The organism is Agrobacterium tumefaciens, from assembly GCA_025560025.1.
Classification (GTDB): Bacteria; Pseudomonadota; Alphaproteobacteria; order Rhizobiales; family Rhizobiaceae; genus Agrobacterium.
Genome location: CP048486.1, coordinates 361,933 through 375,310, shown reverse-complemented (window position 1 = coordinate 375,310; position 13,378 = coordinate 361,933). Strand labels below are relative to the sequence as shown.

Genomic DNA, 13,378 nt, shown 5'->3' with positions numbered 1-13,378 from the left:
ATGACGTCCGGTGAACAGGCGAAAACGCCTCTTCAAGCTCCCATTCTTCTCACCAATGTCAAACCTGTCGGTTTCGGAAAGGGGGCGTCCCAAGCCTCGACCGATATTCTGATCGGCGGCGATGGCAAGATCGCTGCGGTGGGCTCTGCCCTGCAGGCGCCTGCGGATGCGCAGCGCATTGATGCCAAAGGCGCCTTCATTTCGCCCGGCTGGGTGGATCTGCATGTGCATATCTGGCACGGCGGCACCGATATTTCCATCCGCCCCTCCGAATGCGGGGCCGAGCGCGGCGTGACGACGCTGGTGGATGCCGGTTCGGCGGGCGAGGCGAATTTCCATGGTTTCCGGGAATATATCATCGAGCCCTCGAGGGAGCGCATCAAGGCTTTCCTCAATCTCGGTTCTATCGGTCTCGTCGCCTGCAACCGGGTGCCGGAACTGCGCGACATCAAGGATATCGACCTTGATCGTATCCTCGAATGTTACGCCGAAAACAGCGCGCATATTGTTGGCCTCAAGGTGCGGGCGAGCCATGTCATCACCGGCTCCTGGGGCGTCACACCGGTCAAGCTCGGCAAGAAGATCGCCAAGATCCTGAAAGTGCCGATGATGGTGCATGTGGGCGAACCGCCGGCACTCTATGACGAGGTGCTGGAAATCCTCGGCCCTGGTGATGTCGTGACCCATTGCTTCAACGGCAAGTCGGGCTCCAGCATCATGGAAGACGAGGACCTGTTCAACCTTGCCGAACGCTGCGCCGGTGAAGGCATCCGGCTGGATATCGGCCATGGCGGCGCCTCCTTCTCCTTCAAGGTGGCGGAAGCGGCAATTGCGCGCGGCCTGTTGCCCTTCTCGATCTCCACGGATTTGCACGGCCACTCGATGAATTTCCCGGTCTGGGATCTGGCGACCACCATGTCGAAGCTGCTGTCGGTTGATATGCCCTTCGAAAATGTCGTCGAGGCTGTCACCCGCAATCCGGCCTCCGTCATCCGCCTCGATATGGAAAACCGTCTCGATGTTGGCCAGCGCGCCGATTTCACCATTTTCGATCTAGTGGATTCCGATCTGGAAGCGACCGATTCCAACGGCGATGTGGCGCGCCTGACGCGTCTGTTCGAGCCGCGTTACGCGGTCATCGGCGCGGAAGCGATTGCTGCCAGCCGTTATATTCCAAGAGCGCGCAAGCTGGTGCGCCACAGCCATGGTTATTCTTGGCGCTGAACCCAAATGGACAAGGCGGAGGAGGGCATCCCCTCCGTCTTCCGCAGAGATTAAGGGATACCCGTCCCTGTATTATGAGGAATTCGCGTGAAACAGTCTTCGCTTGAGGCAGAGGGGCGCCATTCGCCCTATGACCGGCTCGCCGCGCTTGGCATCTCCCTGCCGCCGCCGCCGCCGCCAATTGCCAATTTCGTCACCCATGTGGTGGAAGGCAACATGCTTTATCTTTCGGGCCAGGGACCGCGGGAGGAAAACGGCCATCTTTATGCCGGCAAGGTGGGCGCGGAAATCGGGCTGGAAGAGGCCTATAACCATGCGCGGCTCACCGGCATCAATCTCCTCGCCGTCATGCATGAGGCGCTGGGTGATCTGTCGCGGGTGAAAAAAGTGGTCAAGCTGCTCGGCATGGTCAATGCCGTCAGCGATTTCCGCGATCACCCGAGCGTCATCAATGGCTGCTCCGATCTCTTCATCGATGTGTTCGGCGATGCGGGACAACATGCCCGCTCCGCCGTCGGTTTCGGCTCGCTGCCGGGTAACATCACCGTTGAGATAGAAGCCATCGTCGCGCTCAAGGATTGAGGCCGTTCAATGGTTGCGCCAGCCCATCAGCTTTTCGATCCGTTCCGCCGAAACCCTGACCTGTTCGGTATAATGGTTCTCGTCCGCCAGCACCTTCTGTTCCGGCAGCACGATGGAAATCGTCGCCACGCATTCGCCCCTGTTGTCGCAGATCGGCGAGGCGATGCAGGCGACGGCGTAATCGGATTCGGCGACCTGTATCGACAGCCTGTCATGGAAGGCCGCACCTGCCGATTGCGACAGGGTCTCAGGGTTGATTTCCGCGCGGCCGGTGGGCGAGGTGCGGGCGCAGCGCTTGAACAGTTCGACACGCTCCGCCTCCGGCAAATGACCGACGAGCAGGCGGCCGGATGCCGTCCAGTTCAGGGGAACACGGGTGCCGACGCGCGAGGCGACCTGAAAATGGCTCGGACCATCGGCCATGGCCAACACCAGCATATGGTCGCCATCGCGGCCACAAAGCTGCACGGTCTCGCCCGCATGGCGGCACAGATCGTGCATTTCGTGGGTGGCGACACCCATGAAATCCAGCGAGCGGGCATAAGCGAGGCCATAATGGTAAAGCCGCGCGCCGAGCCAGATGTTGCCATCGGCATTGCGTGCCAGCATGTTCTTTTCGACGAGATCGTCGACGATCACATAAACGGTGGAAAGCGGTGCCTTGATGGCCTTGGCGATGGCATAAGCGCCGGCCGGCGATCCGGTTTCGTAAAGGTAATCAATAACCTGAAGGGCGCGGTCGATACCGCTGACGCGCGAGCGCTTGGCCGCCTTCGCGTCTGCGTTTTCGGCGGCCTCGGACAGGGCGGTTGAAGACGTTTCGTCCAGTTTATGGGCGTCCAATTTTGGCTCCTCACGGGTTTTGAGAAGCTATTACATTATTATGGCATATATGTCGATGCCCATCGCATCGCAAAGACAGGAGAAAGACATGACCGAGGATATCAGAAGCAGGATCGGCCTTCGCCCGGTCATCAACGTCTCGGGCACCATGACCTCGCTCGGCGCATCGATTGTCGTTCCCGAGGCCGTTCAGGCCATGGCGTCCATCCTGCCGCAATTCGTCGAGATCAATGATCTGCAGCGCAAGGCAAGCGCGATCATTGCAAGGCTGACGGGCGGCGAGGCCGGTTTCGTCACGGCGTCCTGCTCCTCCGGCATCAGCCTTGCGGTGGCGGGCGCCATTACCGGCAATAATCTGCTGGCCATCGAAAAGCTGCCCGATGTCGCGCCTGAAAAGAACGAGGTGCTGGTGCAGATGGGGCATGTGGTGAGCTATGGCGCGCCGGTGGATCAGGCGATCCGCCTCGGCGGCGGCAAGGTGGTGCTGATCGGGCAGGCGACATCGACCCATCGTTTCCACATGGAAAACGCCATCACCGAAAAGACGGCGGCGGCGGTCTATGTCGTGTCGCACCATGTGGTGAATTACGGTCTGCTGCACCTTTCCGAATTCGTCGAGATTGCCCACGCCAACGGCGTGCCTGTTATCGTCGATGCGGCGTCCGAATATGATCTGAAGCTGTTTCTGGCGACGGGCGCGGACGTTGTCCTCTATTCCGGTCACAAGTTCCTCGGCGGCCCCACTTCCGGCATCGTCGCCGGCAAAAAGGAACTGGTGCGCAATGCTTTCCTCCAGAATATGGGCATCGGCCGCGGCATGAAGGTCGGCAAGGAAAGCATCTATGGCGTCATGGCGGCGCTGGAAGCCTGGGAAAAGCGCGATCATGCCGGTATTCGCGAGCGCGAAACCTGCTATCTCAACCTCTGGAAAAAGACGCTTGATGGACGCCCGGGCGTGACGGCGCTGATCGAGCCCGACCCGACCAATAACCCGCTCGACCGGCTGCGCGTCATCATCGATGCCGAAGAAGCCCATATCACCGCCTGGGACCTGACGACGGCGCTGGCCAGAGGCAATCCGCCGATCATTGCCCGCGATCACGAGGTGGAACACCGTTATTTCTATCTCGACCCCTGCAACCTGCATGCCGGCCAGGAAACCATCGTGGCTTCCCGGCTGGCCGAGGAACTGGACAAGGCGCGCGCCTCCAACGAGGTGATTGCGACGCCGTTCGAGGACCGCAGCCGTCACCGTTTCGACGGCATGCTGCGCTGGCCGGACTAAGTAACGACTGCATGTGGAACGAGCGGGTGCCGCGAGCTTCTTCTCCCCGAGGGGGAGAAGTCCGCGGCAGCGGGATGAGGGGGCGAGGGTGCGAGGGTGCGATCTATCTCAAACGTCGCCCCCTCATCCGACCCTTCGGGCCACCTTCTCCCCTTGGGGAGAAGAAACAGGCGGCGACGCCCTGCCTGAGTTCAAATGAGAAGAAAAGAAGGGAACGATCATGACCATGCCGCAGGCAGCACCGCTTGGTGCCGAAGATGCCGTGCTTTCCGTCCGCAATCTCACCACATCCTTTCACGTGGATGGCGGCTGGAAACCCGTGGTGCGTGATATTTCCTTCGATGTCGGGCCGGGAGAGACGGTCGCGATCGTCGGCGAAAGCGGCTCCGGCAAGAGCGTTACCTCGCTTTCCATCATGCGGTTGCTGGATCGGGAAAGCAGCAGGGTTCAGGGCGAGATCCTGCTCGGCGGGCGCAATCTGCTGTCCCTTTCCGAAGACGCCATGCGGCGGGTACGGGGCAATGAGGTCGCCATGATCTTTCAGGAGCCGATGACCAGCCTCAATCCGCTCTTCACCATCGGCGACCAGATTTCCGAGGCTCTGCTGTGCCATCAGCCGATGTCGAAAGCCGATGCACGGGCAGAGACGATCCGCCTGTTGGAGAAGGTCCGCATCCCGTCTGCCGCCTCGCGCTTCGATGAATATCCGCACCGCTTTTCCGGCGGCATGCGCCAGCGCGTGATGATCGCCATGGCGCTCGCCTCCAAACCGAAGCTCCTGATCGCCGACGAGCCGACGACGGCGCTCGATGTAACGATTCAGGGCCAGATTCTCGACCTCATCAAGACGCTGCAGGAAGAGGAGGGCACGTCGGTCCTCTTCATTACCCATGACATGGGTGTGGTCGCCGAAATCGCCGACCGCACCGTCGTCATGTATCGCGGCGAGCAAGTGGAGGTCGGTGCGACGGCGGATATTTTCCATCGCGGCAAACATCCGTATACGCGCGCACTTTTATCCGCCGTTCCGGTTCTGGGGTCGATGAAGGGCGAGGAAAGACCGCTCCGTTTTCCCATCGTCAATACCACCACGGGTGAAACGCAGGAGCCGGCGCGTCCGGCCGATACAGTCGACGCCGCTGCACAGCCCGTGCTCAAAGTGGACGGGCTGACCAAGCGCTTCGATATTCACTCCGGTCTTCTGGGGCGCCTCAGCGGCCGCGTGCATGCGGTGGAAAACGTATCCTTCGATCTCAGGGCCGGTGAAACATTGTCATTGGTGGGCGAAAGCGGCTGCGGCAAGTCCACCACCGGACGTGCCATCATGCGGCTGATCGAGCCGGATGCCGGTTCGGTCGTGGTCAACGGCGAAAACATTCTCGCGCTCGACAAGACGGGCATGCGGGACATGCGCAAGACGGTTCAGATGATCTTTCAGGATCCTTTCGCCTCGCTCAATCCGCGTATGACGGTGGGTGCGGCGATTGCCGAACCTTTTCTGGAGCACCGCATGGGAAGCGCCCGCGAGGCGAAGGATGTGGTGGCCGACATGCTCAAAAAGGTCGGTCTCTCGCCGGACATGGCTTCGCGTTATCCGCATGAATTTTCCGGTGGCCAGCGCCAGCGCATCTGCATCGCCCGCGCGCTCGCCCTTCAGCCCAAGGTGATCGTTGCCGACGAAAGCGTGTCGGCGCTGGATGTTTCCATCAAGGCGCAGGTCATCAACCTGATGCTGGACCTGCAACAGAGTCTCGACCTTGCCTTCCTGTTCATCAGCCATGATATGGCGGTGGTGGAGCGTGTCAGCCATCGGGTGGCGGTGATGTATCTCGGCGAGATCGTCGAAATCGGCCCACGCGCCGCTGTCTTCGACAATCCGCAGCATGACTATACTCGCAAGTTGATGGCGGCCGTGCCGGTGCCCGATCCGGATCGCCGCAACACGCGGCGAGGTGCTGCGAATGACGAGCTGAAAAGCCCGATCCGCGCCGTCGATTATGTCGTCAAGCCGCGTGAATATCGTGAGGTTTCGCCCGGCCACCTTGTTGCCTGTTAAAGTCCCGGTACGTCCGATGTTGCGAAGGGCACGCGATAACCGCGCTTAAAACTTTCCCGCTGTCCAAGCTGGCGATACCATCGCTGTACCGCCGGAAAATTATCGAGATTGATCCTGTGGCGCGCGAAACGCGAGACCCATGGCCAGATGGCGATATCGGCGATGGAAAAATCTCCAGCTACATATTCCCGCCCCGTTAAACGGTCGTTCAATGTCCGGTAGAGGCGCTCCACATCCGCGGCAAAACGCGTCTCGGCAAAGGGGGCCTCTCCGGCATGGTAGGTCAGGAAGTAATGGGCATAACCGAGTGTCGGGCCGAAATTGGCGGCCTGCCACATCAGCCATTCGGTGACGACCAGTCGCTCGGTCGCGGCGGCGGGCAGAAGCCGGCCTGCCTTTTCGGCAAGATATATCAGGATCGCGTTCGATTCTGTCAGGACGGTGCCGTTTTCATCGTCGACGATCGCAGGGATTTTCGAGCCGGGATTGATGCTGATATAATCGGCGGCAAATTGCTCGCCTTTTTCGATGTCGATGGCGTGGCTTCGATAGGGCAGGCCAAGTTCTTCCAGTGCAATCGAGATTTTAAGGCCGTTGGGCGTGATCCAGGTATAAAGGTCGATCATGTTAGTCGAACATTGCCTCATCAAGCGGCAGTGCCCGTCTGCCTTTCTTCCCGGTCACATCGGAAAGGTCCGTGTAAAGACCGCGTAGTGTCAGAACGAGCTCAATAATTCGCGGATCGGTGACACGATAGATCACCGCCTTGCCTTCCCGCGAGCCTTCGATCACACCAGCGTCGCGCAATTCGGCAAGTTGCTGCGAAAGCGTTGGCTGCTGGATGCCGAGTTCATATTCCAGCGCGGAAACGGAAGCCTCCGTTTCCATGAGATAACAGACGATGGCCAGACGATTGGCGTTGGCGACAAGCTTCAAAAGCTCGCTCGCTTCCACCACGCTGCGGCAGATGAGATTGGAAACCGGTTTCGTCACGACTACAGGCCCATTTTTCAAACTACAAAAAAGTAGAATGTATGACGATAAATTTCAATGGCTTGATGAAAGCTAGTTCGACCCGGTCAAGCATTTTTCAAAATCTACAGGATTGGTAGATTTCTCTTTCGCTTTCCGGCTAAGGATCGCCAAAACGTTCCTCGAAAACATTCTATAAAAAAGTAGATTGATTGCGAAATGAGGTGTCGACATGAAAATCGGGGTTCATCCCAACAATCTGCATTTACGTCTTGCCCGGCTCTGGCCCGGCGCCTTTGAAGAATTCGATCCGCAATTCGTGGCCTATCGTGAAGGCCGCGACACGGCGGCGCTTCTGGAAAAAGGCGAAATCCATTTCGGCGGCACGGGTTCGACGCCGCCCATCGAGGCGGATGCACGCGGGCTTTCAGCGGTCTATATCGCTGCGTCCGCACCACGGCCTGCCAATGGCGCGATCCTCGTGCGGCGCGACAGCCCGATCCGTTCCGCAGCGGATCTCGCGGGAAAACGCATATCACTGATCGATGGATCGTTTCACACCTATCTGCTGGCGCGCAGCCTGGAAGGCGCGGGGCTTGGCCTTGCGGATGTGACCCGTATCGAAAGCGGCGATAGCGATAGCCTGCGCGATCTCGGGGAAGGCCGTGTCGATGCCTGGGTGACGATGTCGCCGCGGCTGGAAAAGGCCCTGACCCATGAGGAGATCAGCCTTCTGGTTCGCTGTGGCTCCACCATTCCCAACCGTTCGCTATTCTGGACACTTGCGCGCCACAACATAGCGGGCGAGACAGGGCAGGCAATTGCGGCCGAACTGGATCGCGTCGGCCGGGCCGTGATGGCGGATATCGACAAAGCCGCCGCCCTTCTCGCCGCGGAACCGGGCAGCGAAGGTGATGCACAGTCCTGGGCCAAGGTGCTGAGGTCGCGAGACCTTTCGGTCGTGGCCGCTGCCGAAAATATCCTTGCCGAACAGCAGGAGGAGGCCGATACGCTTTACAGGCACGGTCATTTCTCTTTACCGGTTCTGACCGGGCAATCAGCCAGCACGGGAGGCGGCAGATGAATGTTTTCTGGTACATGTGCGCGCCCGATGGCGCTTATCCCTGGCAGCCGGAAGGGTCCCGCAAGGTCGATCTCGGTTATTACAAACAGCTCGCGCTCGCTTACGACCAGCTGGGTTACACCGGTGCGCTGTTTGCCACAGGCGCGCATGACGTCTGGGTTCTGGCGGGCGCGCTGCTTTCCTATACCGAGCGGCTGAAGTTTCTGGTCGCCATTCATCCGGGCCTTGTCGCGCCGACGCTGCTCGCCAAGATGGCGGCAACGCTTCAGGAGTTTTCGCGTGGACGCCTGCTGATCAATGTCGTCTCGGGCGATGCGAAGATGCTCGGCGCATACGGCATGACCATGCCGCATGATGAGCGTTACGATATGGCGGATGAATATCTGCAGATCTGGCACCGTCTTTTTGCCGGCGAAACGGTCGATTTCAAGGGGCGGCATTTCCAGACGGAGGGCGCAAAGCTGGCGCTGCCGGTGGGGCAGGGCATTGAGCCTCCGCCATTGTGGTTTGGCGGCTCCTCGGACAAGGCCATCGATGTCGCGGCCAAGCATGTCGAGACCTATCTTTCCTGGGGTGAAACGCCGGACCAGATCGGCGCGAAGGTCGATCTCGTCAAGGCGCGGGCGGAGAAGCTTGGCCGTGAGCTGGAATACGGCATTCGTCTCTATGTTATTGTGCGTGATACGGATGAAGAGGCATGGGCCGCCGCCGCCGATCTCTACGGGCGCATGGATGAGCGGGCCATTGCCGCCAACCAGCGTTTCGTCGGCAAGACGGATTCCGTCGGCCAGCAGCGCATGACGGCGATGCATGGCGGGCAGAAACCGGAGAACCTGCGCGATCTGGAAATCGCACCCAACCTCTGGGCCGGCATCGGCCTTGTGCGGCCGGGCCCGGGAACCGCGATTGTCGGTTCGCCGGATACTGTCATCCGCACGCTGGAGGCCTATAAGAAGGCGGGCGTGAATACCTTCATCCTTTCCGGCATGCCATTGCTGGAAGAGGCTTTCCGCTTCGGCGAAAAGGTTCTGCCGCGTCTTGACGTATCGCGTGAGGTCTCGACGGCAAAACAATTCACATGGTCGACCCTGTTCGATCGCGACCTCTCGGCCAAGGCCTCCTGAGCATGGTGCGGGAGTGGAGAGACAAGACATGACGGCAAGTCCGGCAACAACAATCGCGCAACGGCGCATCGGCCCGCAGCTCGCAGCGGAGCGGGCGCTTGCCATCCTCGACAAGGTGCTCGGCGCAGTCGCCGCCGCGATCCTTGCAACGCTTCTCGTGGTGGTGCTGGTCAACGTCACCCTGCGTTACCTGTTCCATACCGGCTTTATCGGCGCGGAAGACCTCGGCATCTGGCTGCATGTGGCCATGATCGCGGTCGGTGCGCCGCTCAGCCTCAAAAGCGCTCTCGCCATGCGGCTCGACGTTTTTGTGCGGTTTTTGCCTCAGCGATTTCACGCGGTAACCGAAGTTCTGGCCGATGCCTTCTCCTTCGTCGCCGCACTCATCCTCGCCTTCGGCGGGGTAGAAATTGCGGCGATGCTCGGCGGCACGTCTCCGACGCTTGGCCTGCCGGAATGGGTGCGTTTCGGCTTTCTGGGTGCAGGCGGTGCGCTTATCCTTCTCTATCTGGCACTTCAGCGTGTCGGTGAAGGCAAGCTGTTTGCCGTTCTCGCATCTCTCGCCATCGCTATTGTGGCTTACGTCGGCCTGCCGGAAGTTTTCGTTGATACGAGCCTGCCGCCGAGCCTGTTTCTGGCGCTGACGGCGGCCGTGGGGCTGGTGCTCGCCGCGCCGCTTGCCCATGCCTTCCTTGCCGCCGCCTATGTGGCGATCGCCTTCGGCAGCACCTTGCCGGAACCGGCCATCGTTTCGTCAACCGTGACCGGCATGTCGAAATTCCTGCTGCTCGCCATTCCCTTCTTCCTGCTGGCCGGAAGCCTGCTGACGGAATCGGGCGTCGCCAACCAGCTCGTCCGTTTTGCCGCCTCCATGGTCGGGCACCGGCGGGCAGGCCTGGCGCAGACGACGCTTTTAACCAGCGTTCTGTTTTCCGGCGCGTCCGGCTCATCGGTCGCCAATGCCGCCTTTGGTGCTTCCACCTTCCAGCCGGAACTGGTGAAACATGGCTATCCTCCGGCGCAGGCGGGCGCGATCATTGCCGCCACCTCCGTGCTGGACAATGTCATTCCGCCTTCCATCGCATTCCTGATCCTTGCGACGGCCACCAACCTGTCGGTTGGCTCGCTGCTGGTCGGCGGTTTCTTTGCCGGCGGGCTGATGGCGGTCTGCCTTGCGGTGGCGATCCATCTCAGCGTGCGCAGCGTCGATACCCTGCCGCGCGCGACAGGCAGCGAACGCTGGCGTTCGGCCGTGGCCGCCATACCTGCCTTCGGGCTTGGCGTCATCGTGGTGGTCGGCATCCGCATCGGCGTTGTCACCACCACGGAAGCTGCGGCTCTTGCCGCTCTCTACACGCTGTTTCTCGGTTTCGGTTACCGGCTGGGGGCAGGCCGCATTTTCGCGACCTTCCGGCAATCGGCTGGTGAGGCGGCGGCCATTGGTCTTCTGATCGGCACGGCGGGGCCTTTCGCCTTTCTCCTGGCGGTCGACAATGTCTCGGGCCTCGTCACTGACTTCGTGACTTTGCTCGGCGGCAGCAAGATCGCGGTACTGCTGCTCTCCAACCTCATCCTGCTCGTGGTGGGACTGGTGCTGGATATCGGTGCTGCCATCCTGCTGTTCGGGCCGATCCTGCTGCCTGCGGCCGTGGCCGCCGGTATCGATCCGATCCATTTCGGCGTCATCCTCGTGGTCAATCTGATGATCCATGGCCTGACACCGCCGCTCGGCATGCTGATCTTCGTGGTCAGTGGCGTCACCCGTATTCCGGCGACAGCACTTTTCCGGGCCGTCGTTCCCTATCTCGTCTCTCTTCTCGTTTCCCTCGCCATTCTGTGCGCCTGGGCCATTTTCTTCTAAATTTGGGGTTTCAATCATGACTATTATCGATCGCCGCAATCTCCTCAAACTCTCCGCCATCGGCGCCGCAACGCTTGCCGCTCCGGCCTTTGTGCGCACGGCAAATGCTCGAACCCGCAGCCTCACGGTTGCCTCGCTGTTTGCCGATGACAAGCCGGAGACGAAAATCTGGGTGAAGATCAGCGAGCTGGTGGAGGCGAAGCTGCCCGGCCGTTTCCGTTTCAACATCGTTAAGAGCGGTGCGCTGGGCGGTGAAAAAGAAGTTGCGGAAAATATCCGGCTCGGATCGGTTCAGGCGAGCCTTTCCACCGTCTCCTCGCTTTCGGGCTGGGTGCCGGAACTGCAGATCCTCGATCTGCCTTTCCTGTTTCGCGATGCCGACCATGTGCGCAAGGTGGTGACGGGCGAGACTGGCACTGATCTGAAGACGAAGCTCGCCGCCCAGCAATTCATCGCCGCCGATTTCATCAATTACGGTGCACGCCATCTTCTGACCAAGGAGCCTGTTACCCGGCCGGAGCAGCTGGAAGGCAAGAAGATCCGCGTCATCCAGAGCCCGCTGCACACCAAGCTCTGGAGCGCCTTCGGCACCACCCCGGTCGGCATTCCGATCACCGAGACCTATAATGCGCTGGCGACCGGCGTGGCCGATGCCATGGATCTGACCAAATCCGCCTATGCCGGTTTCAAGCTGTACGAGGTCGTGCCTTATCTGACGGAAACCGGCCATATCTGGGCTTCAGGCGTCGTCTATTACGGTGCGACCTTCTGGAACCAGCTGGACGACGAAGAGAAGAAGGTTCTCTTGGAAGCATCCAGCGAAGGCGCGCAATATTTCAACCAGCTGATCGTCGAGGACGAAGTAAAGTCCGTCGAGCTTGCGCTTGCGAAGGGCGGCAAGGTGCTGCAGCCGGAAGCACTGGACGAATGGCGCAAGGGCGCGCAGGGCGTCTGGCAGGATTTCTCCGGCATTGTTGGCGGCATCGAGAAGATACAGGCTGTGCAGTCGGCCTGACAATACGGACCTTTAAAATCATGAAACCCCGTGCGTCCTCGGGCGCGCGGGGTTTCTTTTGTTCGGTATCAGTGCGAAGCGCCGGAGCCGCCGACGGCGACGATGGAATAGGGCTGGCCCTCCACCGCAACCGTGCGGGTTTCCTTCAGGCTTTCCGCGTCCACCACGCGGACCAGCGAATGGCGCGGATCGGAAATTGCGACCTGCCCATCGGCAACCGCGAGGCGCGGACGCGGATCGCGCCAATGGCCATCCTTGCTGTAGGGTTCGGTGACCTTCGCCTTGCGGGTGATGGCGCCTTCCAGCACGTCAAGCACATGCAGATCGCCGTCTTCCGTCAGGATGTAGGCGTTGCGCGGATTGGCGGGATCGAGAATGAAATCGACGCGCCGGGTCGGCAGTTCCACCAGACGGAAGGCGTCCTTGCTATCAGGATCGATGAGGACGACCTTGTCTTCACCGTAGTTGCCGAGAAAGAACTGCATGGATTTGCCGCCAAGCAACGTGCCGGTATAGGCTTTCGGGAAATCTTCGGGATAGGCCAGCATTTCGAGCTTGGGGCCATCCGTGCCGCCGGGGCGGGCAACGAGAATGCCTTCCTTGCAGCCGAAGGCCGCAAGCCGTGCGGATGTTGCCTCGCCATGCAGATCGGTGCATGTCGCCTGCTCGCCAACCTGTTTGCCTTCCCTGTCGAGAACACGCAGCCCAATGCGGGGCGGCAGGGTATCGGGTTTCGTTTCTGTTTCGGTATTGGGCACCGACACCAGAACGTAACGGCCCATCGTCACCGCAACCCCATGATGGGGGGCTGTCGTATCGACGGTACGGACCTTTGCCTTGCCATCCAGCAGGGCTGCTTCATCGATGATCTCCGCCTTGCCGCCACGGTCATAAAAAAGAATGGCATGGTCATCGTGCGGTACGACGTGGAAGGGGCGCTTGCCCTCGAAAGTGACGGGTAGCAGCGCTGCATCTTCCACATCCAGATCGCGATGCTCACCGTGATCGGAAAAGACGATGCCGGTCTTGATCACATGCACCATGTCGGCATCCGACTGGGTGGCGAAAACCGTCTTGCCCGAGGCGCTGGCCGTCAGCGCCGCATATCCTTTCAGATCGTAGCGTCCAAGTTCCTTGCCGGTTTCGAAATCGATGGCCCGCACGACCGGTTCGCTATGATCGGCGACGAAAAGCCGCCATTCCTTGACGCCGTCCTTGCTGTCTTCCGCCTGCACCGTGCCGGAGGATAGGGAGGTGGCGAGTGCCAGGCATGTGGCGAGCGCGCTTATGCCAAGTTGCTGGTGAAGGGAGAATCTCATGGTGTTCCTTCCA

12 protein-coding genes are annotated in these 13,378 nt (G+C 60.4%); 8 read left to right on the top strand and 4 right to left on the bottom strand.

Annotation, left to right across the window (positions count from 1 at the left end):
- Positions 1-1,224 (top strand): amidohydrolase/deacetylase family metallohydrolase, encoded by a 1,224-nt coding sequence (locus FY152_15675; GenBank protein UXS33612.1) that lies wholly within the window; start codon positions 1-3, stop codon positions 1,222-1,224.
- 87 nt (positions 1,225-1,311) lie between these two features.
- Entirely contained in the window at positions 1,312-1,806 is a 495-nt protein-coding gene (locus FY152_15670) for a RidA family protein (protein ID UXS33611.1), read from the top strand.
- Between the two features lie 6 nt (positions 1,807-1,812).
- Here FY152_15670 and FY152_15665 read toward each other — a convergent pair whose 3' ends face one another.
- Entirely contained in the window at positions 1,813-2,649 is an 837-nt protein-coding gene (locus tag FY152_15665) for an IclR family transcriptional regulator (GenBank protein ID UXS33610.1), read from the bottom strand.
- Between the two features lie 88 nt (positions 2,650-2,737).
- Here FY152_15665 and FY152_15660 point away from each other — a divergent pair, with 88 nt between their 5' ends.
- A complete protein-coding gene (locus tag FY152_15660; GenBank protein ID UXS33609.1) occupies positions 2,738-3,934 on the top strand; it encodes an aminotransferase class V-fold PLP-dependent enzyme in 1,197 nt (398 codons plus the stop codon).
- Between the two features lie 220 nt (positions 3,935-4,154).
- Positions 4,155-5,990 (top strand): ABC transporter ATP-binding protein, encoded by a 1,836-nt coding sequence (locus tag FY152_15655; GenBank protein ID UXS33608.1) that lies wholly within the window; start codon positions 4,155-4,157, stop codon positions 5,988-5,990.
- Here FY152_15655 and FY152_15650 read toward each other — a convergent pair.
- Entirely contained in the window at positions 5,987-6,616 is a 630-nt protein-coding gene (locus FY152_15650) for a glutathione S-transferase (GenBank protein UXS33607.1), read from the bottom strand. The two genes, FY152_15655 and FY152_15650, sit on opposite strands and share 4 nt — an antisense overlap.
- Before the next feature lies 1 nt (position 6,617).
- A complete protein-coding gene (locus FY152_15645) occupies positions 6,618-6,983 on the bottom strand; it encodes a winged helix-turn-helix transcriptional regulator (protein ID UXS33606.1) in 366 nt (121 codons plus the stop codon).
- 211 nt (positions 6,984-7,194) lie between these two features.
- Here FY152_15645 and FY152_15640 point away from each other — a divergent pair, with 211 nt between their 5' ends.
- From FY152_15640 to FY152_15625, 4 genes are read left to right on the top strand one after another with little or no spacing between them, the layout of a single operon-like run.
- Positions 7,195-8,046, top strand: coding sequence for an ABC transporter substrate-binding protein (locus FY152_15640; GenBank protein UXS33605.1), 852 nt, complete (start codon positions 7,195-7,197; stop codon positions 8,044-8,046).
- Positions 8,043-9,170 (top strand): LLM class flavin-dependent oxidoreductase, encoded by a 1,128-nt coding sequence (locus FY152_15635; protein UXS33604.1) that lies wholly within the window; start codon positions 8,043-8,045, stop codon positions 9,168-9,170. Before FY152_15640 ends, FY152_15635 begins: the two co-directional genes overlap by 4 nt.
- Before the next feature lie 28 nt (positions 9,171-9,198).
- Positions 9,199-11,031 carry a TRAP transporter large permease subunit gene (locus FY152_15630; GenBank protein UXS33603.1) on the top strand — a complete coding sequence of 611 codons (1,833 nt, stop codon included), beginning with the start codon at positions 9,199-9,201 and terminating at the stop codon, positions 11,029-11,031.
- Positions 11,032-11,047: 16 nt separating this feature from the next.
- Positions 11,048-12,046, top strand: a complete 999-nt coding sequence (locus FY152_15625) for a TRAP transporter substrate-binding protein (protein UXS33602.1) — start codon at positions 11,048-11,050, stop codon at positions 12,044-12,046.
- Positions 12,047-12,114: 68 nt separating this feature from the next.
- Here FY152_15625 and FY152_15620 read toward each other — a convergent pair whose 3' ends face one another.
- Positions 12,115-13,365: a hypothetical protein gene (locus FY152_15620; protein UXS33601.1), complete on the bottom strand. Its 1,251-nt coding sequence runs from the start codon at positions 13,363-13,365 to the stop codon at positions 12,115-12,117.
- Positions 13,366-13,378: the final 13 nt, after the last annotated feature.